The organism is Rhodococcus phenolicus, assembly GCF_001646785.1.
GTDB lineage: Bacteria > Actinomycetota > Actinomycetes > Mycobacteriales > Mycobacteriaceae > Rhodococcus > Rhodococcus phenolicus.
Genome location: NZ_LRRH01000080.1, coordinates 26,738 through 51,740, shown reverse-complemented (window position 1 = coordinate 51,740; position 25,003 = coordinate 26,738). Strand labels below are relative to the sequence as shown.

Below are 25,003 nucleotides of genomic sequence, written 5' to 3'. Positions count from 1 at the left end.
ACATCCGGTCGCGTAACCGTAATTCCGCACCGATAGAACTGCAAGGGACACGGATTTCCCGCTCGGTTGGAGTTTCCCATGGCCACAGCACATCCCGTCGACACCCCGTTGCCGTTCCTGCGACAACTCGCGTTCGGCATCCAGCACGTCCTGATCATGTACACCGGGTGCATCACGGTGCCCCTGGTGTTCGGCGCCGCCGTAGGACTCGATCGCGAGACCATCGCGATGCTCATCAGCGCGGACCTGCTGATCGCCGGCGTGATCACGATCGTGCAGAGCCTCGGCGTCGGCAAACTCATGGGCGTGCGGCTGCCGATCGTGTGCGGCGCGACGTTCGCCGGCCTGACCCCCATGATCCTCATCGCGAACGAATACGGACTTCAGGCCGTGTACGGCTCGATGCTCGTCGGCGGCATCGTCGGTCTCGCGCTGGCGTATCCGTTCGCCAAGATCATCCGGTTCTTCCCGCCCCTGGTCACCGGCGCGGTCCTCACCGTCGTCGGCATCTCGCTGATCGGTGTCGCGGGCGGCCTGATCATCGGCAACGACCCGTCTTCCCCGACCTTCGCCTCGCCGTCGCACATCGCGCTCGCCGTCACCGTCATGGCCGTCGCGATCGGCTTCATCTGCCTCGGCCGCGGAATCTGGTCCCAGCTCGGTGTGCTCGTGGCGTTGGTCGCGGGCACGATCATCGCGCTGCCCATGGGCCTGATCGACCTCGGAGGCGTCGCCGGAAGTGCCTGGATCGGGATCCCCGCCCCGTTCCACTTCGGTGCCCCCGAATTCCCGATCACCGCCGTGGTCGCCATGAGCATCGTCGTCGCGGTCGTCTTCGCCGAATCGACCGCGAGCATGCTCGCGGTCGCCGAGATCACCGGCAAGCCGGTCGGCAGGGGGGACATCGCCCGTGGTCTCGCCGGCGACGGCCTGTCCGCCGTCCTCGGTGGTGTCTTCAACGCGTTCGTCGACACCGTCTTCACCCAGAACGTCGGCGCGGTCGCCACCACCCGCGTCCACAGTCGCTACGTCACCGCGACCAGCGGTGTGATCCTGGTGTTGCTCGGCGCTCTCCCCAAGGTCGGCGCGGTCGTCGCCGGTCTGCCGCAACCGGTCGTCGGCGGTGTCGGGCTCATCCTGTTCGCCACCGTCGCCGTCGTCGGGATCAACACCCTTCGCAAGGTGGATCTGTCCGACCGCATCAACACCACGATCGCCGCGGTCGCTGTCGGCGTCGGTTTGATGCCCGAACTCGCCGAGGGCATGTTCGAGAAGTTTCCGTCGTCCGCGCAGATCCTGCTCGGCAGCGGCATCACCCTCGCCGCGCTCACCGCGTTCGGACTCAACCTGCTGTTCAACCACACTCGGCTCGGGACCATCGCCCGTGCGACCGTCGCGCCGGCCGGTCCCGGCACCGGCGGCACCGAGCCCGGCACACCGGCCCCCGTCACCTCGGCCGGACCCCCCAACCGCCCAGGAGCCGTGCATGAACCCGCCACCGCGTGACCCCTTCGAGGTCCCGACCATCGACATCTCCCCCTACGTGACAACGGGCACGGAGGACGAACGGAGGCTCGTCGCCGGGCAGGTCGACGATGCCTGCCGAAGGGTGGGTTTCATCCAGATCGTCGGGCACGGGATATCCGCGGACGTCGTCGGCGGGCTCACCGGCGCGATGGACGAGTTCTTCGCTCTTCCGCTCGGCGACAAGAAGTCCTACCGGGTGCAGGGAGCCAACCGCGGATACAGCCCACCGAAGAGCGAGTCGCTGTCGCTGAGCCTCGGTGTCGAATCCGCGAGCCGCATGAACGACTTCTTCGAGGCGTTCAACGTCGGTGTCGAAGCCCGCTCGTTCCCCGAACTGGCCCTCTCCGAATCCGACTACGGCCTCAACCTGTGGCCCGCCGTCGACGGGTTCGAGCCCCGCGTGCAGCGGTACTTCGCCGAGGCGTCCCGCGTCGCACGCACCCTGACACGCATCTTCGCCGATGCGCTCGGCCAGGCCCCGGGTTTCTTCGATGCTCTCACCGATCACTCCATCGACGTGCTGCGGATGAACAACTATGCGCTGCCCGAGGGCACGGTCACCCTCGACGGGGACCTCGTGGGAATGGGTGAGCACACCGATTTCGGTATCGTCACCGTCCTGTGGGCCGACGACGTGGCCGGTCTGCAGGTACTCGGCGGCGACGGGATGTGGCACGATGTCGCCCCACGTCAGGGCGCACTGCTGGTCAACCTCGGAGACCTCACCGCCCGACTGACCAACGACCGGTGGATGTCGACACTGCACCGCGTCAAACCGCCGATCGTCGACGGCACCATCGTGCGCCGCCGCTCCGCCGCGTTCTTCCACGACGGCAACGTCGACGCGGTCGTTGCGACCCTTTCCGCTTTCGTCGATGCGGACGCCGACGCATACGAGCCGATCACCGTCCGCGACCACATCAAGGCCAAGCTGGCCGGCTCCCGGCACGGAAAGGCGAACACCGCGGCGGTCCGTGAAGCGGCACGGGTGCTGGCCGCTGCGGGGAATGCGGTGGCGCCGTGAGCCATGTCGTTCTGGTGCACGGCGCGTGGGCCGGGCCCTGGGTGTGGGACACGATGCTCGGGCCGCTGCGCGCCGCGGGACACGTTCCGCACGCGCCGGCGCTGCCGGGCGCCGGCTCGTGGGGCGACGACGACATCACGCTCGACGACGTCGCGGCCCATGTCGCCGACCACATTCGGGGCCTCGGGGAGCCGGTCGTGCTCGTCGGGCATTCCGGTGGCGGTATCGTCGTCACCCGGGTCGCCGAGATGATGACCGAGAAGGTCGCGGGGGTCGCCTACGTTGCCGGCATGATGCTGCCGTCGGGTACGGATTTCGGGATACTGTGCGACAGCCTCGGATTGGCTGCACCCGTAGGTATCTCGGCGTGGCTGCGGCCGACCGCGGACGGCCGCGGCACGGTGGTGCCACCGGAAGCGGGCGCGGCGGTGTTCTTCCACGAAGCGACGGTCGCCGATGCGATCGGCGCGGCCCGCCGCCTCGTACCGCAACTCGAAACGGCGCGGCTGATGGCGCCGACCTGGACCGACCGGCGCTTCGGATCCGTACCGCGCCTGTATGTCGAAGCGACACTGGACCGTTCGGTTCCGCTCGTCACACAACGCGAGATGCAGCGCCTGGTGCCTGGAGCGCAGGTCGTCACGGTCGTCAGCGATCACGCGCCCCAGCTGTCGGCCCGCGACGAACTCGCCGAGGCGCTCACCGGCTTCGCCGACCGTGTCGCAGGCAGGACCGGACCGGAGGTCGCGTCCGCGACCTGATCAGGTGCTCGCCCGCGAGACCAGCTCGACCGGCAGGCGCACGGTCTCGGCGTCGGCACCGCGCAGCAGGTCGAGCAGCGAACGCACCGCGACCGCGCCGATGTCGTACGCCGGGGACCGCACAGTCGTGAGCGCGACGGGCAACTGGGCGGCGATGGGAATGTCGTTGTAGCCCACCACCGCAAGGTCGTCGGGGACGGACAGACCCAGATCGCGGGCGACTCCGAGCACTCCGATCGCGATGGTGTCGCTGACGGTGAAGACCGCCCGGGGCCGGTCCGGTCGGTCGAGCAGGGCGCGTCCGGCCTCGACACCGCCGGCGACATCGAACCCGGACCGTACGATCCTCTCCGGAGGCAGCACGATCGATGCGTCCTCCAGTGTGCGGAGGAACCCGTTCGTGCGGTCGCGGGCCGTGCTCGCATGCTCAGGGCCGGCGATGATCGCGAGATCCGTATATCCGCGGTCGAGCAGATGCCGGGCTGCGAGGGTGCCGCCGCGGTAGTCGTCGCCGCCGGCGAACGGCAGCCCGGCGTCGGCGTGCCGGGTGACGGTGAGGATCGGCAGCGGACCGAGCGCGAGCGAATCCACGAACGGACGGCCGGGGATGTGCAGGCTGCTCAGCAGGAGACCGTCGACCTGTCGGCCGACGAGCAATCCGATCGCGCGACGCTGGGCATCGAGGTCGTCGGGCGGGCTCGACAGCAGCACCGAGTACCCGGCGCGGGTAGCCGCCTCCTCGATGCCTTGGTAGGTGGTCGCGACAACCCCGTCGGTCAGTCGCGGCATCACCACACCGAGGGTGGTGGTCCGGCGGGTGCGCAGGCTCGCCGCCCACAGGTTGCGCTGGTAGCCGAGCTCTTCGGCGACCTCGCGCACCCGGAGAGCCGAGGCCGACCAGCCGTCGACGGGTTCGGGCTGGCGCAGCACCCTGGACGCCGTCGAGACGTGGACGCCGGCTCGTTCGGCGATCTCCTTGAGCGTCGGTGCTCGATCGGGGGGCGGCATACGGTTTTCTCCAGCTCTCTCGCGTCTGTGCGGATCCGGGTTGACGATGCCCGACCACGCCCCTAGCCTAGGCGATGCAAACGTTCTCGCGAACGTTCTTCCTATCGATTGCATACGACGAGCCCGAACTTCGGAGAGCCACATGTCCCAGCCCCAGTCCTTGACCCAGCTGTTCGCCCTCGACGCCCTCCTCGAACCGGAGGAGATCGAAATCCGCAATACGGTTCGCAAGTTCGCGAACGAGCGGATCCGCCCGCATGTGGCCAAGTGGTTCGAGGAAGCGAAGCTCCCGGCCCGCGAGCTCGCCAAGGAACTCGGGCAGCTGGGCGTGCTGGGCATGCACCTCGACGGTTACGGCTGCGCCGGCATGAGCGCCACCGCATACGGTCTGGCCTGCCTCGAACTCGAGGCCGTCGACTCCGGCATCCGCAGCCTCGTCTCCGTGCAGGGTTCACTCGCGATGTTCTCCATCCACCACTGGGGCAGCGAGGAGCAGAAGCAGCAGTGGCTGCCGCGGATGGCCGCCGGTGAGGCGATCGGCTGCTTCGGCCTGACCGAACCGGACTTCGGGTCCAACCCCGCCGGGATGCGCACCAACGCCAAGCGCGACGGTGACGACTGGATCCTCAACGGAACCAAGATGTGGATCACCAACGGATCGATCGCCGACGTCGCCGTCGTGTGGGCGCAGACCGATCTCGACGAGGGCGCCCGGGGCATCCGCGGGTTCGTCGTCCCCACCGACACCCCCGGCTTCTCAGCGCCGGAGATCCACGCGAAGCTGTCGCTGCGCGCCTCGGTGACATCCGAACTCGTCCTCGATGGAGTGCGCCTGCCGGCCTCGGCGATGCTGCCGCTGGCCAAGGGCTTGCGGGGCCCGCTCACCGCATTGGGGGAGGCCCGATTCGGCATCGTCTTCGGTGCAATCGGCGCCGCCCGCGACTGCCTCGAAACCGCCGTCGACTACGCCCGCAGCCGCGAGGTGTTCGACAAGCCGCTCGCCGGCTACCAGCTCACCCAGGCCAAGATCGCCGACATGGCCCTCGAGGTCGGCAAGGGCCACCTGCTCGCCTACCACCTCGGCCGCATCAAGGACCGCGGTGAGATCACCCCCGAGCAGGTCAGCCTCGGCAAGCTCAACAACGTGCGGGAGGCCATCGCCGTCGCTCGCGAGTGCCGGACCATCCTCGGCGCCAACGGGATCACCCTCGAGTACCCGGTCATCCGTCACGCCAACAACCTCGAGTCGGTGCTCACCTACGAGGGCACCTCCGAGGTGCACCAGCTGACCATCGGCAACGCCCTGACCGGAGAGGCCGCATTCCGGTGACCGAAACGGGGAGTGCGACCGGGGCGCTGGACGGGCTGGTGATCGCAGACTTCGGTCGGGTGCTCGCCGGTCCCTACGCGACGATGCTGCTCGCCGACCTCGGCGCCGAGGTCGTCAAGATCGAACGCCCCGGGTTCGGCGACGACACCCGTCATTGGGGACCACCCTGGGTCGGCAACGAGTCCACCTACTTCCTCGGAGTCAACCGCAACAAGAAATCGGTGTCACTCGACCTGGCGACCCCGGAGGGGCTCAGCGAGGCACGTCGTCTCGTCGAACGCGCCGACGTCGTGGTCGAGAACTTCCTACCCGGCACGATGGAGCGACTCGGACTCGGCTACGGCCAGGTTCGGCAGATCAATCCCGACATCGTGTACTGCTCGATCACCGGATTCGGTGGGCACAACAATCTGCCGGGCTACGACCTGCTGATCCAGGCTGTTGGCGGACTGATGAGCATCACCGGCCCGGACGCCGCAACACCCACGAAGGTGGGAGTCGCCGTCGTCGACGTGATCACCGGAATGCATGCGGCGCTGGGCATCCTGGCTGCGCTGCGGCACCGGGACCGCACCGGCGAGGGGCAGCGCGTCGAGGTGAATCTGTTGTCGTCGCTGTTGTCGGCATTGGCGAATCAGTCCTCCGGCTACGTGTCGGCCGGGGTGGTGCCCCGAGCGATGGGCAACCGGCATCCGAGCATCGCGCCGTACGAGTTGTTCGCCACGGCGGACCGGCCGCTGGTGCTCGCCGTCGGCAACGACCGCCAATTCGGTTCGCTGTGCAAGGTTCTCGGTCTCGTCGACCTCCCGGCCGACGCGCGGTATTCCACCAACGCGGCGCGGGTCGCCCACCGCGACACCCTCGTCACGGTCCTCGGGCAGGCATTGTCGGCCCGCACCGCAGATGCCTGGTTCGAGGCACTGACCGCCGAGCGCGTCCCGTGCGGGCCCCTGAACGACATCGCCGACGCGGTCGCGCTGGCCGAACGTCTCGGCCTGGCACCGGTGGTGGAGATCGACGATCCGAGCAGGGGTGCCCCGGTACGGCAGATCGCGAATCCGATCCGCCTGAGCAGCACACCCGCGACGTACCGCACCCCACCACCACTGCTCGGATGAGAACCGTGGCCGCTGCCCGGAGGACAGCGGCCACAGTGTTTCCGGTTCGACCGTCAGACGGTCGCGCCGACCTTCTCGTCGGCCTCGGCCGGGCTGCTCGTGCGGATCAGGTGGTCGAACGCGCTGAGCGCGGCTGTCGCACCCGCACCGGCGGCGACGATGATCTGCTTGAACGGGACCGTCGTGCAGTCACCGGCGGCGAACACACCGGGCACCGAGGTGCGGCCGTGCGCGTCGACGACGATTTCGCCGCGCGGGCTGAGGTCGACGGTGCCGGAGAGCCAGTCGGTGTTGGGCAGCAGACCGATCTGGACGAACACGCCGTCCAGGTCGACGGTGCGCGACTCGTCGGTGGTGCGGTCGGTGTAGGCCAGACCGGTGACCTTCGAACCGTCGCCGAGGACCTCGGTGGTCAGGGCGCTGACGACGATGTCCACGTTGGGCAGGCTGCGCAGCTTGCGCTGGAGCACCTCGTCGGCGCGCAGCACCGAGTCGAACTCGATGAGCGTGACGTGCGAGACGACACCGGCGAGGTCGATCGCCGCCTCGACGCCGGAGTTGCCGCCGCCGATCACGGCGACGCGCTTGCCCTTGAAGAGCGGACCGTCGCAGTGCGGGCAGTAGGTGACGCCCTTGTTGCGGTACTCGTTCTCGCCGGGCACGTTCATTGCGCGCCAGCGTGCGCCGGTCGCCAGGACGATGCTGCGCGAGAGCAGTCGCGCGCCGTTCTCGAGTTCGATCTCGACCAGACCGCCCTCGTTGGTGGCGGGCATCAGCTTCGCGGCGTTCTGCACGTTCATGATGTCGACGTCGTACTGGCGCACGTGGTTCTCGAGTTCGGCGGCGAACTTCGGGCCCTCGGTGTAGGGAACCGAGGAGAAGTTCTCGATGGCCATGGTGTCGAGCACTTGACCGCCGAACCGCTCGGATACGACACCGGTGCGAATTCCCTTGCGGGAGGCGTAGATCGCGGCGGTCGCGCCGGCCGGTCCACCACCGACGACGAGGACGTCGAAGGGGTCCTTCTCGGAGATCGCGGCGGCGGTGCGCTCGGCGGATCCGGTGTCGAGCTTGCCGACGATCTGCTCGAGGTTCATGCGGCCGGAACCGAACGGTTCACCGTTGAGGAACACGGTCGGCACGGCCATGACCTGACGAGCGTCGACCTCGTCCTGGAACAGGGATCCTTCGATCGCGGTGTGCTTGATGCGCGGGTTGACCACGCTCATCACGTTCAATGCCTGCACGACGTCCGGGCAGTTCTGGCACGACAGCGAGAAGTACGTCTCGAAGTGCAGGTCGCCGTCGAGGTTGCGCACCTGGTCGAGCAGCTCGGCGGCTTCCTTCGACGGGTGGCCGCCGACCTGGAGCAGGGCGAGCACGAGGGAGGTGAACTCGTGGCCGAGCGGGATGCCGGCGAACCGGACCTCGATGTCGGAACCGAGGCGGCGGATGACGAAGGACGGGCGGCGGCGGTCGTTGCCGGTGCGCACGTGGGTGACGAGGTCGGACATGCCGGCGATCTGGTCGAGCAGATCGGCGAGTTCCTTCGACTTCGGGCGGTCGTCGAGGGAGGACTCCAGCTCGATCGGCTGGGTGACCTTTTCGAGCAGGGACTCGAGCTGCTTGGCGAGGGGGGCATCGAGCATGAGGATCAACTCCAGACGTGGAAGAACTGTGACTTGTGAGGGAAGGGAGTCGGCGAACTTCTCAGCTCGAGCCGAGGGAGATCCGGACGGTGCCCGGTGGCACGGGACCGAGACCCCGTGCCACCGGAACGGATTCCGTCGGCGAATCAGATCTTGCCGACGAGCTCCAGCGACGGAGCGAGGGTCTCGTCGCCCTCTTCCCACTTGGCCGGGCAGACCTCGCCCGGGTGGTTGCGGACGTACTGAGCAGCCTTGACCTTGCGGACGAGCTCGGCGGCGTTGCGGCCGATGCCCTCGGCGGTGACCTCGGTGAACTGGACGACGCCGTCCGGGTCGACCAGGAAGGTGCCGCGGTCGGCGAGGCCCTGGTTCTCGCGGAGGACCTCGAAGTCGCTGCTGATCTGGAGGGTGGGGTCGCCGATCATGGCGTACTTGATCTTGCCGATGGTCTCGGACGAGCCGTGCCACGCCTTGTGCGTGAAGTGCGTGTCGGTCGAGACGGAGAAGACCTCGACACCCAGGCCCTGCAGCTCCTCGTAGTGATCCGCGAGGTCACCGAGCTCGGTCGGGCAGACGAACGTGAAGTCGGCGGGGTAGAAGAAGAAGATCGCCCACTTGCCCTTGATGTCCTCGTCGGACACGGTCACGAAGGCGCCGTCCTTGAAGGCCTCCGCGGTGAAGGGCTTGATCTGCTTGTTGATCAGCGACATGTAGAGCCTCATTCGTTTTGGATGGGGTTGACAGTTATCGACGTTAACGTCCACCGATTGATTGCGCCAATCGATTGTTCCTAGAAGTTCAATAAAGGAAAGCTATCAAACGGTGGTTCGCGCAGGTAGCCGCGTTGTCCGTTTTTTCCGATGTGACAGACGACACAAGGTGCGCTGACGCGCCCGTGTGCCTTTTGGGGCGTCCCACCGCCGGAAAGGCACACCAGCGGCGGAGCCGCACCTAGGCTCGCGGCATGCGCGCACCTGCAGACGCGGTCGACTCCCCCGGCGACCTGATGCAAAAACTCGACGGCACCGGCTATCTCGCGGACGACGGCCTGGCCGTCTCGGCGTATCTCGCGCTGCGGATGGGCCGGCCACTCTTCTGCGAGGGGGAACCCGGCACCGGCAAGACATCCCTCGCGGTGGCGCTCGCCGAAGCACTCGCCCTGCCCCTCGTCCGGCTGCAGTGCCACGAAGGTATCGACGCCGCGCAGGCCCTCTACGACTGGGACTTCCCGCGTCAGCTGCTGCACCTGCGCACCCTCGAAGCCGCATCGACCGGAGCCCTCGACGCCGACGCCGCGGAACGCTCGCTCTACACCGAGAGGTTCCTCCTCGCGCGACCGCTGCTGCGTGCCCTCACAGACTCCCCGTGCGTACTGCTCGTCGACGAGATCGACCGCGCCGACGACGAGTTCGAGGCATTCCTGCTGCAACTGCTCGACGAGAACGCCGTCACCATCCCCGAACTCGGCGAGATCCGCGCGACCGTACCCCCGCTGGTGGTGCTCACGTCCAACCGCACCCGCGAAGTCCACGACGCTCTCAAACGGCGCTGCCTGTACCTGTGGGTCGACCACCCGGACCTCGAACGCGAGGTCGCGATCCTGCGCCGGCGCATACCCGGCATCGACGAGACCCTCGCCCGGCAGGTCACCCGTGCCGTACACACCCTGCGCGAGATGGAACTGCTCAAACCCCCCGGCGTCGCCGAAACGCTCGACTGGGCGCGGGCCCTGCTCGAACTCGACCGCACCGTGCTGGACGCGGCAACCGCGGCGGCGACCCTCGGCGCTGTGCTCAAGTATCGGGAGGACCTCGAACGGGTCGCCCGCGCCGGCCTGGACCGGCTGCTGGCGGGGTGAACCCACCGTGGACACCGACCCCACCGTGGACACCGCCTCGCCCCCCGGCGGAGTACTCGTCGGCCTCACCGGCTTCACCCGCGCGCTCGCCGCGGCCGGTCTGCCCGTCACCCCGGACGCCACCGCCGCGTTCACAACGGCTGTGACCCGGCTCGATCTCGCCGACCCGGCGCACGTGTACTGGGCCGGACGCGCGACGCTGTGCCACAACCCCGACGACCTCGCCCGCTACGATCTGGCCTTCGAAAGCTGGTTCGGGGGAAGCGTTCCCGCCCGGTCCGGGGCGACGCCGGAACCGCAACCGAAGCACTCGCGAATCGCCGCCCTCGCCGAAGCGGCCACCCGGAGCTCGGACGAGGCGGCACCCGAGCTGCAGGTCGCCGCGGACGAGACCGAGGTACTGCGGCACCGTGACATCGCCGAGCTCACCCCGGCCGAGCGCGCCCACCTCGACGAACTCATCGCCACGTTGCGTCCGCGCCCCCCGCTGCGCGCGGCGTTGCGGGTGCGGCCGTCGCGGCGAGGACCGGTAGACCCGCGCCGCACCCTGCGCGCGATGCTCGCCGCCGGCGGCGAACCCGTGCGGCCGAGCCACCACCGCAAGACCACCCGCCCGCGTCGCGTCGTGCTGCTCGTCGACGTGTCCGGATCGATGAGCCCGTACGCCGACGCCCTCCTGCGGTTCGCGCACGTCGTCACCCGGGCGAACCCGTCCGGCACCGAAGTGTTCTCGCTTGGTACCCGGCTCACCCGGCTCTCCCGGGCGCTGCGGGCACGCGACCCCGAGATCGCGCTCGGCGGTGCCGGTCGCGCCGTGCCCGACTGGGCCGGCGGGACCAGGCTGGGGGAAACGCTACGGGCCTTCCTGGATCGATGGGGCCGGCGCGGTCTCGCACGCGGTGCCGTCGTCGTCGTGTTCTCGGACGGCTGGGAACGCGGCGACCCGACGCTGCTGGCCGAGCAGATGGCACAGTTGCGGCGTCTCGCCCACGCCGTACTGTGGGTTAATCCGCATGCCGGTGTCGACGGTTATCAGCCTGTCCAATCCGGGATCTCGGCGGCACTGCCGTACATCGACCGCCTGCTCGCGGGCCACAGTCTGGCCACGCTGCAGGAACTGCTGGAGGAGGTTCATCGTGCGTGAGGTTCTCGACGAGCTCGACCGCCGCTACCGGGACGGCGAGCCCGTCGCGCTCGGCACCGTCGTGTCGACCTTCCGGTCGGCTCCGCGCGGGCCGGGAGCGTCGATGCTGGTGGCCCCGGACGGCACCGTCACCGGCAGTGTGTCCGGCGGGTGCGTCGAGGGTGCGGTGTACGAACTCGCGCAGGACGTCATCGGCGACGGCACCCCGGTGCTGCAGCGGTACGGCGTGTCCGACGACGACGCGTTCTCCGTGGGGTTGACGTGCGGCGGCATCATCGACGTGTTCGTCGAGCGGATCGACGCGGCGAGTTTCCCCGCGTTCGGCGCGCTCGTGGACTCGGTGCGCGCGGGCGAGCCGGTGGCCGTCGCGACCGTCACCGAACATCCCGACACCGCGACTCTCGGCCGCCGCGTGGTGGTGTGGCCGGACCGCGCCGACGGTGCGCTCGGATCCGACCGCATGAACGAGGCCGTCACCGACGACGCCCGCGGTCTGCTGGACGTGGGCCGCTCCGGCACGTTGCACTACGGACCGGACGGGCAGCGCCGCGGTGAGGGAATGTCGGTGTTCGTCAACGTCTTCCAGCCGCCCCCGCGGATGCTGGTGTTCGGCGCCATCGACTTCGCGGCGGCGATGGCGAAGCTGGGGTCGTTCCTCGGATACCGGGTGACGGTGTGCGACGCCCGCGGCGTGTTCGCGACCGCGGCCCGCTTCCCCGCCGCCGACGAGGTGATCGTGGACTGGCCGCACCGCTATCTCGCGGCCGAGGCCGAGGCCGGACGGGTCGACGGCCGCACGGTCGTCGCGGTGCTGACACACGACCCGAAGTTCGACGTGCCATTGCTCGAGGTCGCGTTGCGCATGGACCTGGCGTACGTGGGGGCGATGGGCTCGCGGCGCACGCACGACGACCGGCTCGCCCGGCTGCGGGAGGCCGGGGTCGGCGAGACCGACCTCGCGCGCCTGTCGTCACCGATCGGCCTGGACCTGGGGGCCCGGACGCCCGAGGAGACGGCGGTGTCCATCGCCGCGGAGATCATCGCGCTGCGCTGGGGAGGCGGCGGGGAACGACTCGCCCGCACCGAGGGCCCGATCCACGGGCACGAGGGTGCGCCGCCGGCGCAGCACGGCTGAGCCCCTGCGCTGCCGGTGATTCCGCGATTCCGGCCATTCCGGGGGTGTCCGTGGAGCACAGTGTCAGTCATCTGAAGTCAGTCATCCGAATTGGGATGCACCGGCACGGGAGGCTCGATGCGCATCACTGTCACCGTCGACGGCACCAGCTATACGGACGAGGTCGAACCGCGTCTGCTGCTGGTCCACTATCTCCGCGACCGCCTCGGCAAGGTCGGCACGGTCGTCGGTTGCGACACCAGCAACTGCGGCGCGTGCACCGTCCATCTGAACGGACGCAGCGTCAAATCCTGCTCGGTGCTGGCCGTGCAGGCCGACGGCAGCGAGGTCACCACCGTCGAAGGTCTCGCGACCGACGGCTCGCTGCACCCCGTGCAGCAGGCGTTCCACGACAATCACGCCCTGCAGTGCGGTTACTGCACCCCCGGCATGATCATGTCGACCCTCGATCTGCTCGGCGAGAACCCGGATCCCGACGAACAACAGGTCCGGTTCGGTCTCGAAGGAAATCTGTGCCGCTGCACCGGATACCAGAACATCGTCGCCGCCGCGCAGGACGCCGCGCGGCGACTGCGTGACACCGACGCAACCGCGGGAGGTGGACGATGACCAGCGTCACCGACCCCGGCACCGCCGTTCCGGAACCGGAGATCGGCAAGGCCCGGACCCGCAAGGAGGACGAGCACCTCCTGACCGGCCGCACGAGGTGGACCGACAACCTGGTGCTGCCCGGCATGGTGCACCTGGCGATACTGCGCAGCCCGCTCGCGCACGCCCGCATCACCGGCATCGACGTCACCGAGGCCCGGAAGATGCCCGGCGTGCTGGCCGTCTACACCGGTGCCGATCTGGCCGAGGAACAGGGCAGCCTGCCGTGTGCGTGGCCGATCACCCCCGACATGAAAACGCCGCCCGCACCCGCGCTGGCGGTGGACACGGTGCACTTCGCGGGCGAGGCTGTCGCAGTGGTCGCGGCACGCAGCGCGTACGAGGCGCACGACGCACTCGAGGCCATCGACGTCGACTACGACGAACTGCCGGTCGTGCTCGATCTCGCCGCGGCCGCGCGCGACGGCAGCGATCTTGTGCATCCGGATCTGGGCACGAACGTCAGCGCCACGTGGACGTTCGATTCGGCGGAGGCCGGTACCGGCGGCAACGTGGAGGACGCGATCCGCGACGCGGAGGTCGTCGTCGAGCGCACGTTCCGGCAGCAACGGCTGATTCCCGCGTTCATGGAGCCACGGTCGACGGTCGTCGACCCGACCGGTCCGCAGATCACCATGTGGTCGGCGACGCAGGTGCCGCACGTGCTCAAACTGATGCTCGCGATGAGTCTGGGTATCCCCGAACACAAACTGCGGGTGATCGCACCGGATGTCGGCGGCGGGTTCGGCGGCAAGCTGCAGGTCACCCCGGAAGAAGTCGTGACGCTGCTGGTGGCGCGGCGGCTCGGCAAGCCCGCGAAGTACACCGAGTCGCGCAGTGAGTCGATGGCGGCCGCCCACCACGGTCGCGACCAGATCCAGAAGCTCACCCTGGCCGCGCGCCGCGACGGCACGGTGACCGGACTGAAGGTGGAACTGCTCGCCGACATGGGCGCGTACCTGCGTCTGGTGACGCCGGGTGTGCCGATCCTGGGTGCATTCATGTTCAACGGCATCTACAAGTTCGGCGCGTATCACTTCAAGTGCACCAACGTGTTCACCACGAAGGTGCCCACCGATGCCTATCGCGGCGCCGGCCGGCCGGAGGCGACGTTCGCGATCGAACGGATCATGGACGAACTCGCCGCGGAACTGTCGATGGACCCGCTCGAGCTCCGCGCGAAGAACTGGATCCGCCACGACGAGTTCCCGTTCGCCACGGTCGCCGGCCTGACCTACGACTCGGGGAACTACGAGGCCGCGACCGAGCAGGCGAAGGAACTGTTCGATTACGACGGGCTGCGACGTGAGCAGGCGGAGCGGCGCGAACGCAACGATCCGGTGCAACTCGGGATCGGGGTGTCGACGTTCACCGAGATGTGCGGGCTCGCCCCGTCGCGCGTGCTCGGATCCCTGTCCTACGGCGCCGGTGGCTGGGAGCACGCGTCGATCCGGATGCTGCCCACGGGCAAGGTCGAGGTGGTCACCGGGGCGTCGTCGCACGGCCAGGGTCACGAGACGGCGTTCAGCCAGATCGTCGCGGACCGGCTCGGCATTCCGTTCGACGACATCGAGGTGCTGCACGGCGACACGCAGTCGTCACCGCGGGGTCTGGACACGTACGGGTCCCGGTCGCTGGCGGTCGGCGGCATCGCGGTCGTCGCGGCCGCCGAGAAGGTCGTCGCCAAGGCCCGCCCCATCGCCGCGCACCTACTCGAATGCGCCGAGGACGATCTCGAGTTCTCCGACGGCCGGTTCCGGGTGGCGGGCACGCAGAAGGCGGTTGCCCTGACCGACGTGGCGCTCGCGGTGTTCGCGGCGCACGACCTGCCCGACGGGATCGAACCGAATCTCGATTCGGAAGCCACCTACGACCCGGACAACTTCTCGTACCCGCACGGCACCCACCTGTCGGCGGTGGAGGTCGACACCGAGACCGGTGGGGTGAAGATCCGGAAGTACGTGTGTGTCGACGACATCGGTCACGTCGTGAATCCGCTGATCGTCGACGGTCAGGTGCACGGTGGGCTCGCGCAGGGCATCGCTCAGGCTCTGTACGAGGAGGCGGTGCACGACGAGACGGGCACACTGCTCAGCGGATCGTTCGCGGAGTATCTGCTGCCGTCGTCCGCGGATCTGCCCTCGTTCACCACCGGCCGCACCGAAACCCCTGCTACAGGCAACCCGCTCGGCGTGAAGGGTGTGGGTGAGGCGGGCACGATCGCCTCGACACCGGCGGTGGTCAATTCGGTGCTGGATGCGGTGCGCCACTTCGGTGTCCGCGACATCGACATGCCGTGCACACCGATGCGGGTGTGGCACGCGATCGAATCCGCTCAGGAAGGTTCCCGATGATTCCGTCCACGTTCGACTACGTCGCCCCGGCGAGTCTCGACGAGGCCGTCACCGCGCTGTCCTCCGCCGGTGAGGACGCGAAGGTCATTGCCGGCGGCCAGAGTCTGATGCCGGTGCTGCGGTTGCGGCTCGCGGCGCCGACGGTGCTCGTCGATCTCGGACGCGTTCCGGAGCTCAGCGGCGTCCGTGTCGACGGCGACGAACTCGTGATCGGTGCGATGACCACCCATCACGACGTGATGCACGACCCGTCGATCGGCGAGCACGCCCGCCTGCTCGCCGAGGCCGCCTCGACGGTCGCCGACCCGCAGATCCGGCATCGCGGCACACTGGGCGGCGCGCTCGTGCACGCCGACCCCGCCGGCGACATGGGAGCGTCGGTGCTGGCGTTGGACGGCACGTTCGTCGCCGTCGGTCCGTCCGGGCGCCGCAGCATCCCGGCCGCCGACTTCTTCGAGGACTACTTCACCACGGCGCTGGCCGCCGACGAGATCCTCGCCGAGATCCGGATCCCGAAACACACCGGCTGGGCGGCGCACTACGAGAAGTTCAACCGGGTCGCGCACGCGTGGTCGATCGTCGGGGTCGCGGCGACCGTCGCTGTCGAGAACGGCACGATCACACAGGCGCGGATCGCGCTGACGAACATGGCGTCGGTCCCGGTCCGGGCGCACGGCGTCGAGCAGCTACTTGCCGGTCGCCCCGCTGACGCGGATACGATCCGAAAGGCCGCCGAGCACGCCGCCGAGGGCACCAGCCCGATCGGCGACGGCAACGCGGATATCGAGTACCGCACGCATCTCGCCCGGGTCCTCACGCGCCGAGCCGTGACGACCGTAGCCGGGCTTTGACATCTAGGGGGATCGACCATGCAACTGGAACACCAACTGTCCGTGCCCGCCCCGATCGACGAGGTGTGGTCGGCGGTGCTCGATCCGGAGAAGGTTGCGCCGTGCATGCCGGGCGCGACCCTCACCGGTGTCGACGGTGACACGTTCACCGGCACCGTGAAGGTGAAGATCGGCCCTGTCGCCCTGACCTACAAGGGCACCGGGGAGTACGTGGAGAAGGACGAGGCCGCACGGAAGGTCGTGCTCCTGGCCAAGGCGAAGGACTCCCGCGGCAACGGCACGGTCGACGCGACCATCACCATCACCCTCACCGAGAACGGCGAGAACACGGATGGTGCGGTGACGACGGACCTGGCCATCACGGGCAAGCCCGCCCAGTTCGGCCGCGGCATGATTTCCGACGTCGGCGGCAAGATCATCGAGCAGTTCGCGTCGTGCCTGTCGAAGAAGCTCGGCCCGGCGGCCGAGGAAACCGCTCCGGCCACCGAGAGCGCGGCAGCGCCTTCCTCTGCCGCTCCTGCCGCCGACACCGCGGCACCCACGGCGACGCCCGAAGCGGTCGCGCCCGCACCCGCGGCCACCACACCTGCCGCGACCGCGACCCCCGAGGCCGAGCCGCTCGACCTCATGGAATACGCGCGGGGTTCGGCGATCCAGCGCATCGGGCCCGCCGTCGGCGCGGCCGCGGTACTGATTCTGGTTCTCGTGCTGGTGCGGCGCCTCCTCGGCTCACGCGACTGACGTCTCCGGCCGCCACCTGCGCGGTGGCGGCCGGGGAGTACATGCTGTGCCGCTTCGATGCGACACACGACTACCTCGAAGCAAAGGTGACACTTCGAGAACCGTGCCGGGGTAGGAAGGTGCGACCTTCCGTTCCGCCCCGGCACGGGGTCACACCGTCATGCACACCGTCTTGTTCTCGAGGTAGTTGTCCAGCCCCGCAGCTCCGTTCTCGTAACCCCACCCGGACTGCTTGTGGCCGCCCTTGACCAGTTCCGGCGAGAAGTACGAGTGGCAATTGATCCACACGGTGCCGGCCCGGATCCGTCCGGCGACCCGGTGCGCCGTCGACAGATCCCGCGTCCACACACTCGCGGCGAGACCGTATTCCGTGTCGTTGGCGACATCGATCACCTCGTCGAGATCGTCGAACGGCGTGACGGCGACGACGGGTCCGAAGATCTCCTCCCGCATCATCCGCAGATCGGCTGCCGCGTCGACCACGACGGTCGGCTCGTAGAAGCTGCCGGTCTCACCGACGGCACGGCCACCGGTGACGACGGTGACCCCGCCGTGTACCCCCTCGTCCACGTACGCCGCGACACGATCACGGTGCCGCAGGCTCACCAGCGGACCCAGATCGGCGTCGGGATCGAGTCCGTGTCCGAGCCGCATCTCCCCGGCCACCGTCGCAAGCCCGTCGACGAGCTGCTCGTACACCGATCGTGCCGCGTAGACCCGCGATCCCGATACGCACACCTGCCCGCAGTTCGCGAAGATACCCCGGGCCACACCGGGAATCGTCTCGGTGAGATCGGCGTCGCCGAGCACGACCACCGGCGACTTGCCGCCCAGCTCCAGGGTGAGCCGCTTGAGGTTGCTCGCACCCGCGGCGGCGGTGAGCTTCCTGCCGACGCCGGTGGAGCCGGTGAACGTCACCTTGTCGACGTCGCGGTGCAGGGACAGCAGCTCTCCGACGGTGCCGCCGCCGGTGAGGATGTTCACGACGCCCGCCGGCATCCCCGCCTCGGCGAGCAGTTCCCCGAACCGCAGCGCGGTCAGCGATGTGTCCTCGGCAGGCTTGAGCACGACCGTGCAGCCTGCGGCCAGGGCGGGTGCGAGTTTCATCGCCGCCATGAGCAGCGGGGAGTTCCACGGGACGATCGCCGCGACCACCCCGACGGGCTCGCGGACGGTGTGCGCGAGCACCTTTCGGCCCGCGGGCTGATACGTGATCGACGGGGACACGGTGGTGCCGGTGATCTTCGTGGCCCACCCGGCGTAGTACCGGAACTGTTCGGCGGCCGAAGGAATCTCCGCGAATCGCGAGGTGGCCCAGGCCTTCCCCTGATCGAGAGTTTCGAGTTCGGCGAGTTCGTCGATGCGCGCGTCGATCAGTTCTGCCACCCGCCACAGGATCCGGGCGCGTGCACTGGGCGTGCACGCCGCCCAGCTGCCGTGCAGCGCGGCGCGGGCCGCGGCGACCGCCGCGTCGACGTCGGCCTCGGCCGCCGACGACAGCACGGCCAGCTCGGCGCCGGTGGCCGGGTCGAGGGAGACGAACTCCGGTCCCCCGCCAGCGATCCACGCCCCGTCGATCAGCAGCTTCTTCGGCGGGCCCGCAAGAAAGTCGGCGCTGTGCCGCACGGTGACCGTCGATTCGGTCGGCAGAACGGTCATGCGCGGACTCCCTTCGCGACCTTGGCGGAAGGGACTGCACCCCAGCGCAATCCCTTGGTCCGAAGCCAGCGCCGGTAACCCACCGACGATCCGTCGGCGCCGGTCGGGAATTCGCCGCGCGGCTCGAGTGGCAGCAGCAGCGGACGCTGATTCTCGACGATGATGCGATCCTGCAGGAAGATCACCTGCTCGAACTGCAGCAGGTCGGTGTGACCGGAATCGGGATCGACGAGGTACATCACCGGCTGGGCCCGGCACAGGTCCTGCTCGATCGGCTGGATGAACAGCGCGATCGCATCGAGCCGGCTCGGGTCCGACGGCGAAACCCGGTACAACATCACCATGTACGGCGCGGGAACCCGATAGGTCAGCTGCGCGAAGGCCCCGTCCGACGCCGCCGAAACCTGGGGCTGGAAGAACCGGCAGTTCGTCGCCCACAGCTCGTCGACATCCCGCCGCACCTCCCACTCGTACTTGGCAACCTCCGTGTTCGCCTCGCCACCGAGGATTCCGCTGTGCACGAACGGGAAATGCGCCATGTCCAGAAAGTTCTCGACCACCCGACCGGGCGAGGTTCGCATCGTCACCCAGCCGCACTGAACGTAGCGGCGGTCCGGTTCGAGGGACTCCGCGATGTCGAACACGTCCCCGTCAGGGGATCCCATTGTGGTCCAGACGAATCCGTAGCGCTTCCGTACCGGCAGGAGTTCGCGGTCGGCGTGCACCTCCGGTGATCCGTCGACGCCGAGCTCGCACTCCAGGTCGACGCCGAGCAGCCGGGTGGAGATCGGACCTTCACCGAGTTCGAGTTCACTGCACACGGCGTACCACTGGTCGAGCACCACCGGGTCGTCACACCTGTTCATGGAATACTCCTTTCGGCTCTCCGTCGTGGGAGGCCAGCCATTGCGCGCGACGCGCGAACAGTCCCGGCACTGCGGCACGGGCGCGGGCGATGATCGCCGGAAGGTCGTTGTCCACCAGCCTTCCGTCGCGGACCACGACGCGGCCGTCGATCATCGTCAGGTCGACGTCGCTGCCGCGGACGGCATGCACCAGGTTGTGGTGGAGATTCGCGAACGGGCCGTCCCGGAACAGGGGCGTCATCCGCGGCGTTCCGGTACGCACCGCGATCAGGTCGGCCTTCTTGCCCACCTCGAGGGAGCCGATGTCGGTCTCCATCCCCAGCGCGCGGGCACCACCCATCGTCGCGGCCTCGAGCACCGTCCAACTGTCCATCGCCGCAGCATCGTTCGCGGCGAGCTTGCCGAGCAGCGACGCGGCTTTCATCTCCTCGAACATGTCGAGGTTGTTGTTCTCCTTCTCTCCGTCGGTACCGATACCCACCGCGACACCAGCGTCGAGCATCGCGGCGACCGGCGCGACACCGCTGGCGAGTTTCATGTTGCTGACCGGGTTGTGCGCCACCCCGACGCCGCGTTGCGCGAGGTGCTCGATCTCTGCGGCGTCGAGCCACACCGCGTGCGCGAGCATGGTGCGCGGGGTGTCGAAGAACCCGAGGCTTTCGAGGGCGAACATCGGCCGTCGCCCGAAGCGGCGGTCGAACTCGGCGAGCTCGATCTCCGATTCGCTGCAGTGCGTGTAGAACCCGGTGTCGTAGTCGCGGGCCAGGTCGATCGCGCGCCGGCGACCGGCGTCGTCGGCGTAGAAGACGTGTTCCAGGCCCACCCACACGTTCACGCGACCGTCCGCCGCTCCCTGACACTGCCGGAGGAGCCGCTCGTTGTCGTCGAGCGAATCGAAGTAGTCGTGCTCGGGGTGGGCACCGACGTAGCTGACGGTGACGAGCCGGTTGCCGATGCCCGTCGCCGCCGCGACACTGCGGTCCATGAACCGCCACATGTCGACGACGGTCGTGGTACCGGCCAGCACGCTCTCCGCGTAGCACAGCCACGACGCGGCCTCGGCCTCGTCCGCGGTGAGCACGCGGTGCATCGGGTCGATGTGCACGCGCAGCCACTCCCACACCGGCAGGTGCTCGGCGGTACCGCGCAACAGCCCGGAGTGCGAATGCGTGTTGATCAGGCCCGGCATCAGCAACCGGCCGGACATGTCGACCTCGGTGGCGTCCGGGAACCGCGACCGCAGTTCGTCGGTGCCGCCGATCGCGGTGATGTGGTCCCCGGTCACGACGACCGCACCGTCGGGGATCACGGTGCGCGCGGCGTCCATGGTGATGACGGCGTCGGCGAACAGCAGTGTGGATGCGGGCACGGGGTCACTCCTCTCCGCGGATGAGTGCGGCCGCACGCTCGGCGAGCGCGACGACCGGGGCATTGGTGTTGCAGGACGGGAGCACGGGCATGACCGAGGCGTCGGCGACGCGCAGTCCTTCGACACCGTGGACCCGGAGCTCGGAGTCGACGACCGCGTCGGGTCCGTACCCCATCGAACAGGTGCCGGCGGTGTGGAAGAACGTCGCGCAGCTCCTCCGCACGAACTCTTCCGCCTCGGCGCCGGAGAGCCGGCGGTCCGGTGCGACGGGGTGGTCGATCAACGCACGGTAGGAGAGGGTGCCGGCGAGGTCGAAGATCCGGTCGAGACCGGCGACCAACGCCGCCAGGTCACGCGGATCGGACAGGTAGCGCGGGTCGATACGCGGTGCGACGGCCGGGTCCGCGGACCGCAGCGTCAGCTCACCGACACTGTGGGCGCGCATCAATCCCGGTGACACGGCGAAGACATCGCCGGCGATGTCGTACCGGGCCGCGACCTCGGGTGTCGCGTGCACGCCCTGCACGACGAACGCGTGCAGATCCGGTTGCGGGAGTGCCGGATCCGACTTCCAGTTCAGGATCGCGCCGCCGCCGTTGTCGCGTCCCGGGCCGAGCGGGTTCTTGGACCGGAAGTTCACCCCCATCAGCAGCGGATGATCCTGCAGGTTCCGGCCGACACCGGGCAGCTCGACCCTCACGCCGATGCCGTGTTCCCGCAACTGTAGGGGGTCGCCGATCCCGGAGAGCATCAGCAGGTGCGGGCTCGAGATGGCACCGGCGCACAGCAGTGTCTCCGCCTCGGCCCGAACCTCCTCGACGCCGTGGCCTGCGTCGTACTGCACACCGACACAGCGGTTCCCGTCGACGAGCAGGCCGATCACGGTCACGTCGGTGCGAACTGTCAGGTTGGGGCGCCCGGCGGCGGGATCCAGATAGGCACGGGCCGTGCTGACCCGCCGCCCGTCCGCGACCGTGAGGTTGGCGAGCGACGCACCCTCGATGTCGGGACCGTTCGAGTCGTCGAGCACCGCCATACCGAGTTCCGATGCGGCACCGAGCAACCCGGACGCAATCGGGTGAGGATCGGCGGGACGCGTGATCCGCAACGGTCCACCTTCGCCGCGGAGTTCGGTCGCGCCACCCTCCCAGTCCTCGGCCCGACGGAAGTACGGCAGCAGCGCCCGGAAGTTCCAGCCCTTCGCGCCCGCCTCCTCCCACGCGTCGTAGTCGTCGGCGCATCCGCGGTACCACAGCATCGCGTTGATACTGCTCGAGCCGCCGAGTACCCGGCCTCGCGGAATCGGCACGGCCCGCCCGCCCAGCAACGGGTTCGGTTCGTAGGTATGACCCCAGTCGTACTCTCCGCCGAGCAGAGTCGCCCACGTCTCCGGGTGATCCACCGGCTCTGCTCCGGCGTGCCCCGGGCCTGCCTCCAGGAGCAGGACGGTCACGCAGGGATCCTGCGACAATCGTGCCGCGAGAACGCATCCCGCGGATCCACCGCCGACGACGACATAGTCGTACGCAACGCGAAGTCGCTCAGTTGTGTTCACTGGGCCCCATGATGGTGATGTTCTCCGTCGCCTCCACGTGACGCACGAAGATGTACTTGTCCTCCCGGCCGTCGCTGTGCTTGCGCTTGATGCCGGGCTGCACGATGCTCGACACCTTGGCGACCAGGATGTAGGGCTCTTCGGCCGTCAGGCCGGCGACGCAGTGCTTGTCGAACTCCTCCAATGTGGTCGCCGTGTAGGAATGTTCGATGCCGGCGCCCTTCGCGATCGCGGCGATGCTCACGATGCCCTTCGCGGTGTGGGTCGGCGGACCACCGATCGACTGGTAGCACTCGTTGTCCCAGACGATGGTGAACAGGTTGCGTGGCCGCTCGTTGGCGAGCGTCGCAAGGATGCCGAGGTTGAACAGCATGCCGCCGTCGGTGTCGAGCGAGACGATCCGGCGGTGCGGAAGGCCGATGGCCAGGCCGAACGCCTGCGGGGTCACGCACCCGAGTTGCTGCTGGAACAGGCTCGCCTCCCGCATGTGCGGGGCGGCGTTGTACCACTCGTCGACGCTGGCGCCGAGAGAGACGATCACCAGTTCGTCGGACAGCTTGTCCGCGAGCAGTTTCATGCAGTCGAATCGTGTCATGATCAACGGACCAAACCTCCACCCAGTGCGATCGCGGAATGGTGATATGCGGCGTAGGACCACTCGAACGCGTCGCAGATGGCCCGTTCGATCCGATCCTCTTCGCGGACGATGCGATAGGGGATGCGCAGCGCGTCGAGGATCGGTTCCATCGTGATGCCGTGCGGTACGGCCCACCAGTTGTTCTCACCGAGTTCGCCGCGGTAGCTCATGAGCATGATCACCGGAATGCCCGCGCCGAGGCCCATCCGGGCGAGCGGTTCGACCGAGGCACGCAGACCCGAGTTCTCCATGACGAGAACGGCACGTTTGCCGGACAGGAAGATTCCGCCGCAGATCGCCGCGCCCTCCCCCTCGTTGGTGACCTGGATGGTGCGGATGTGGGGGTCGGCGTCCAGAGCCGGGTACAGCTCCTTGAACAGTGAGTCCGGCAGATAGCAGACGGTACTCACACCGGCTTTCTCGAGTCCGCGGATGACCGCGTCCACAGTTGTCGAGTCCATGTCGGATCGGACCCTTTCTCTTCGATGGTCAGGGGAATACGGGAATGCCGGGCATCTCGACGAACCCGGGGAGCGCCTTGACGCGGCGCAGCCAGTGCCGCAGCGCGGGGAACGTGTCGTGGTCGATACCGATGTCGCGGCTCAGCGCCGCCGCCGGATACAGTGCGATGTCCGCGATGGTGGGGTGCTCCCCGACGACCCAGAGGCCGCGCAGGCGCTGGACCGCGAGATGGTCGTCGAGCGTCCGCAGTGCCGCCACCGCGTCGCCGATGTCTGGTGGCTCGGTGGTGTAGAGCGCGATCTCGCGTGCCGCGTACACCGCCTCGAGGGGGCCGGCGGCGAAGTCGAGCCATCGCTCGACGCCGGGTCCGGTCCACGTCGCGGTCGAATCATCTCCGCCGGTCAGATGCTTCAGCACGTCGACCGTTCCGATGGCGACCGTGTCGCCGCTCTCGAGGACGGGAAGCAGTCCGGTCGGGGTGAGCGCACGGTAGGTGTCAGCGAGGTGTTCCCGGCCGGGGTAGACGTCGACCGGCCGAACCCGATGGCCGATCCCGAGGATCGAGAGTGCGAGCCGCGCCGCGTAGCAGCGCGGGTCGAGGGGGAAGTCGTGCAGAACGATTCCGGTCACGAGGCCACCGCCCGGGGGGCCGTACCGATCCGGTCCCTCAGCTCGTGTGCCCAGCGCACCACGAGCGCGATGACGTCGGCGTCGGCGGTCTCGTCGCGGACCGCTGTGTGCAGGGCCGTCTGCCGCGCGGTGACGATCTGGATCGCGGCGATCACCGGGACACCGTGGATCTCGCCGACCGCGACGGTGCCCGACACGTCGAACCCCGCTTCGGCCACGAGTGCCCGGCCGAGTCCGTCGAGCCGGTCGGATTCGATCCACACCGAGCATGCGGGTACCGCCGTACCCAGATCGAGCGGTGCGTCGTCGGAGGCGTCCAGCTCACCGGGAACCGGTGCCACCCAGACGATCGAGCCTGTCTCGTGTACCCGGTACGACACCGTGTGCGCGAGGGACGGTGGCGTGAGGCCGGGGTGGGCGGGAATGTGCCGGCACGAGCCGTCCGCATCGAATTGCCATCCGTGATACAGGCAGATCAACCGATCCCCGCGAACGAAGCCGAGGCTCAGTCTCATTCCGCGGTGAGGGCAGCGATCCGCCCACGCGTGCACGGTGCCGTTCCCGGCCCGCCACAGGGCGACGGGGGCACCCGCGACGGTTGTAGCGGTCGCGGATCCGGACTCGATGTCGCGGGTCAGTGCGACCGGGACCCACTCGGTCATGGCCGTCCTCTCTTT

At 68.7% G+C, this 25,003-nt stretch carries 23 protein-coding genes; 12 read left to right on the top strand and 11 right to left on the bottom strand.

Annotation, left to right across the window (positions count from 1 at the left end):
- The first annotated feature begins 78 nt into the window (after window positions 1–78).
- Genes A8G15_RS20880 through A8G15_RS20870 form a run of 3 tightly spaced genes read left to right on the top strand, consistent with a single transcriptional unit; the run spans window position 79 to window position 3,312 of the window.
- Window positions 79–1,506, top strand: a complete 1,428-nt coding sequence (locus tag A8G15_RS20880; RefSeq protein WP_068163968.1) for a uracil-xanthine permease family protein — start codon at window positions 79–81, stop codon at window positions 1,504–1,506.
- Complete coding sequence (locus A8G15_RS20875; protein ID WP_068163967.1) at window positions 1,487–2,551, top strand: isopenicillin N synthase family dioxygenase; 1,065 nt, start codon at window positions 1,487–1,489, stop codon at window positions 2,549–2,551. The genes A8G15_RS20880 and A8G15_RS20875 overlap by 20 nt, the downstream gene beginning before the upstream one ends.
- On the top strand, window positions 2,548–3,312 hold the full coding sequence (locus tag A8G15_RS20870) for an alpha/beta fold hydrolase (protein ID WP_068163966.1): 765 nt from the start codon (window positions 2,548–2,550) through the stop codon (window positions 3,310–3,312). Before A8G15_RS20875 ends, A8G15_RS20870 begins: the two co-directional genes overlap by 4 nt.
- Here the strand turns inward: A8G15_RS20870 and A8G15_RS20865 are convergent, their stop codons facing one another.
- The gene (locus A8G15_RS20865) at window positions 3,313–4,320 is read right to left on the bottom strand and encodes a LacI family DNA-binding transcriptional regulator (protein WP_068163965.1); all 1,008 of its coding nucleotides are present in this window, start codon (window positions 4,318–4,320) and stop codon (window positions 3,313–3,315) included.
- A gap of 142 nt (window positions 4,321–4,462) precedes the next feature.
- Between A8G15_RS20865 and A8G15_RS20860 the strand changes: the two genes are divergently transcribed.
- The gene (locus A8G15_RS20860) at window positions 4,463–5,650 is read left to right on the top strand and encodes an acyl-CoA dehydrogenase family protein (RefSeq protein ID WP_068163964.1); all 1,188 of its coding nucleotides are present in this window, start codon (window positions 4,463–4,465) and stop codon (window positions 5,648–5,650) included.
- Complete coding sequence (locus A8G15_RS20855; RefSeq protein WP_068163963.1) at window positions 5,647–6,768, top strand: CaiB/BaiF CoA transferase family protein; 1,122 nt, start codon at window positions 5,647–5,649, stop codon at window positions 6,766–6,768. Before A8G15_RS20860 ends, A8G15_RS20855 begins: the two co-directional genes overlap by 4 nt.
- 53 nt (window positions 6,769–6,821) lie before the next feature.
- Here the strand turns inward: A8G15_RS20855 and ahpF are convergent, their stop codons facing one another.
- The gene (ahpF, locus tag A8G15_RS20850; protein WP_068163962.1) at window positions 6,822–8,417 is read right to left on the bottom strand and encodes an alkyl hydroperoxide reductase subunit F; all 1,596 of its coding nucleotides are present in this window, start codon (window positions 8,415–8,417) and stop codon (window positions 6,822–6,824) included.
- A gap of 146 nt (window positions 8,418–8,563) precedes the next feature.
- Window positions 8,564–9,127: an alkyl hydroperoxide reductase subunit C gene (gene ahpC / locus A8G15_RS20845; RefSeq protein WP_068163995.1), complete on the bottom strand. Its 564-nt coding sequence runs from the start codon at window positions 9,125–9,127 to the stop codon at window positions 8,564–8,566.
- A 254-nt stretch (window positions 9,128–9,381) separates the two neighbouring features.
- On the opposite strand from ahpC, the gene A8G15_RS20840 reads away from it, so the two are divergent.
- From A8G15_RS20840 to A8G15_RS20810, 7 genes are all read left to right on the top strand, one after another.
- Window positions 9,382–10,275, top strand: coding sequence for an AAA family ATPase (locus tag A8G15_RS20840; protein WP_068163961.1), 894 nt, complete (start codon window positions 9,382–9,384; stop codon window positions 10,273–10,275).
- A 7-nt stretch (window positions 10,276–10,282) separates the two neighbouring features.
- Window positions 10,283–11,419: a vWA domain-containing protein gene (locus A8G15_RS20835; RefSeq protein WP_245687928.1), complete on the top strand. Its 1,137-nt coding sequence runs from the start codon at window positions 10,283–10,285 to the stop codon at window positions 11,417–11,419.
- The gene (locus A8G15_RS20830; protein ID WP_068163960.1) at window positions 11,412–12,554 is read left to right on the top strand and encodes an XdhC family protein; all 1,143 of its coding nucleotides are present in this window, start codon (window positions 11,412–11,414) and stop codon (window positions 12,552–12,554) included. Before A8G15_RS20835 ends, A8G15_RS20830 begins: the two co-directional genes overlap by 8 nt.
- A gap of 117 nt (window positions 12,555–12,671) precedes the next feature.
- Window positions 12,672–13,163 (top strand): (2Fe-2S)-binding protein, encoded by a 492-nt coding sequence (locus tag A8G15_RS20825; RefSeq protein WP_068163958.1) that lies wholly within the window; start codon window positions 12,672–12,674, stop codon window positions 13,161–13,163.
- A complete protein-coding gene (locus A8G15_RS20820) occupies window positions 13,160–15,556 on the top strand; it encodes a xanthine dehydrogenase family protein molybdopterin-binding subunit (RefSeq protein ID WP_068163957.1) in 2,397 nt (798 codons plus the stop codon). Before A8G15_RS20825 ends, A8G15_RS20820 begins: the two co-directional genes overlap by 4 nt.
- Window positions 15,553–16,407 carry an FAD binding domain-containing protein gene (locus A8G15_RS20815; protein WP_068163956.1) on the top strand — a complete coding sequence of 285 codons (855 nt, stop codon included), beginning with the start codon at window positions 15,553–15,555 and terminating at the stop codon, window positions 16,405–16,407. Before A8G15_RS20820 ends, A8G15_RS20815 begins: the two co-directional genes overlap by 4 nt.
- An 18-nt stretch (window positions 16,408–16,425) precedes the next feature.
- A complete protein-coding gene (locus A8G15_RS20810; protein WP_068163955.1) occupies window positions 16,426–17,148 on the top strand; it encodes an SRPBCC family protein in 723 nt (240 codons plus the stop codon).
- A 150-nt stretch (window positions 17,149–17,298) separates the two neighbouring features.
- On the opposite strand, the gene A8G15_RS20805 is transcribed toward A8G15_RS20810, so the two are convergent.
- From A8G15_RS20805 to A8G15_RS20770, 8 genes are read right to left on the bottom strand one after another with little or no spacing between them, the layout of a single operon-like run.
- Window positions 17,299–18,807, bottom strand: a complete 1,509-nt coding sequence (locus A8G15_RS20805; protein WP_068163954.1) for an aldehyde dehydrogenase family protein — start codon at window positions 18,805–18,807, stop codon at window positions 17,299–17,301.
- The gene (locus A8G15_RS20800; RefSeq protein ID WP_068163951.1) at window positions 18,804–19,673 is read right to left on the bottom strand and encodes a (2Fe-2S)-binding protein; all 870 of its coding nucleotides are present in this window, start codon (window positions 19,671–19,673) and stop codon (window positions 18,804–18,806) included. The genes A8G15_RS20805 and A8G15_RS20800 overlap by 4 nt, the downstream gene beginning before the upstream one ends.
- On the bottom strand, window positions 19,660–21,042 hold the full coding sequence (locus A8G15_RS20795; RefSeq protein ID WP_082900042.1) for an amidohydrolase family protein: 1,383 nt from the start codon (window positions 21,040–21,042) through the stop codon (window positions 19,660–19,662). Before A8G15_RS20795 ends, A8G15_RS20800 begins: the two co-directional genes overlap by 14 nt.
- Window positions 21,043–21,046: 4 nt before the next feature.
- Window positions 21,047–22,597, bottom strand: coding sequence for a GMC family oxidoreductase (locus A8G15_RS20790; RefSeq protein WP_068163948.1), 1,551 nt, complete (start codon window positions 22,595–22,597; stop codon window positions 21,047–21,049).
- Window positions 22,584–23,174 carry a thiamine pyrophosphate-dependent enzyme gene (locus A8G15_RS20785; RefSeq protein WP_245687927.1) on the bottom strand — a complete coding sequence of 197 codons (591 nt, stop codon included), beginning with the start codon at window positions 23,172–23,174 and terminating at the stop codon, window positions 22,584–22,586. The genes A8G15_RS20790 and A8G15_RS20785 overlap by 14 nt, the downstream gene beginning before the upstream one ends.
- Before the next feature lie 20 nt (window positions 23,175–23,194).
- Entirely contained in the window at window positions 23,195–23,695 is a 501-nt protein-coding gene (locus tag A8G15_RS20780) for a thiamine pyrophosphate-binding protein (RefSeq protein WP_068163944.1), read from the bottom strand.
- Between the two features lie 28 nt (window positions 23,696–23,723).
- Window positions 23,724–24,326, bottom strand: a complete 603-nt coding sequence (locus A8G15_RS30770) for a glutathione S-transferase family protein (RefSeq protein ID WP_068163941.1) — start codon at window positions 24,324–24,326, stop codon at window positions 23,724–23,726.
- Entirely contained in the window at window positions 24,323–24,988 is a 666-nt protein-coding gene (locus A8G15_RS20770; protein WP_068163939.1) for a Rieske (2Fe-2S) protein, read from the bottom strand. Before A8G15_RS20770 ends, A8G15_RS30770 begins: the two co-directional genes overlap by 4 nt.
- Between the last annotated feature and the right edge of the window lie 15 nt (window positions 24,989–25,003).

Coding starts and splice junctions, on each gene's coding strand:
- A8G15_RS20805 (WP_068163954.1), bottom strand. CDS start 18,807: ATGACCGTTCTGCCGACCGAATCGACGGTCACCGTGCGGCACAGCGCC.
- A8G15_RS20875 (WP_068163967.1), top strand. CDS start 1,487: ATGAACCCGCCACCGCGTGACCCCTTCGAGGTCCCGACCATCGACATC.
- ahpC (WP_068163995.1), bottom strand. CDS start 9,127: ATGTCGCTGATCAACAAGCAGATCAAGCCCTTCACCGCGGAGGCCTTC.
- A8G15_RS20815 (WP_068163956.1), top strand. CDS start 15,553: ATGATTCCGTCCACGTTCGACTACGTCGCCCCGGCGAGTCTCGACGAG.
- A8G15_RS20800 (WP_068163951.1), bottom strand. CDS start 19,673: ATGAACAGGTGTGACGACCCGGTGGTGCTCGACCAGTGGTACGCCGTG.
- A8G15_RS20810 (WP_068163955.1), top strand. CDS start 16,426: ATGCAACTGGAACACCAACTGTCCGTGCCCGCCCCGATCGACGAGGTG.
- A8G15_RS20865 (WP_068163965.1), bottom strand. CDS start 4,320: ATGCCGCCCCCCGATCGAGCACCGACGCTCAAGGAGATCGCCGAACGA.
- A8G15_RS20860 (WP_068163964.1), top strand. CDS start 4,463: ATGTCCCAGCCCCAGTCCTTGACCCAGCTGTTCGCCCTCGACGCCCTC.
- ahpF (WP_068163962.1), bottom strand. CDS start 8,417: ATGCTCGATGCCCCCCTCGCCAAGCAGCTCGAGTCCCTGCTCGAAAAG.
- A8G15_RS20825 (WP_068163958.1), top strand. CDS start 12,672: ATGCGCATCACTGTCACCGTCGACGGCACCAGCTATACGGACGAGGTC.
- A8G15_RS20880 (WP_068163968.1), top strand. CDS start 79: ATGGCCACAGCACATCCCGTCGACACCCCGTTGCCGTTCCTGCGACAA.
- A8G15_RS20780 (WP_068163944.1), bottom strand. CDS start 23,695: ATGGACTCGACAACTGTGGACGCGGTCATCCGCGGACTCGAGAAAGCC.
- A8G15_RS20770 (WP_068163939.1), bottom strand. CDS start 24,988: ATGACCGAGTGGGTCCCGGTCGCACTGACCCGCGACATCGAGTCCGGA.
- A8G15_RS20820 (WP_068163957.1), top strand. CDS start 13,160: ATGACCAGCGTCACCGACCCCGGCACCGCCGTTCCGGAACCGGAGATC.
- A8G15_RS20785 (WP_245687927.1), bottom strand. CDS start 23,174: ATGAAACTGCTCGCGGACAAGCTGTCCGACGAACTGGTGATCGTCTCT.
- A8G15_RS20840 (WP_068163961.1), top strand. CDS start 9,382: ATGCGCGCACCTGCAGACGCGGTCGACTCCCCCGGCGACCTGATGCAA.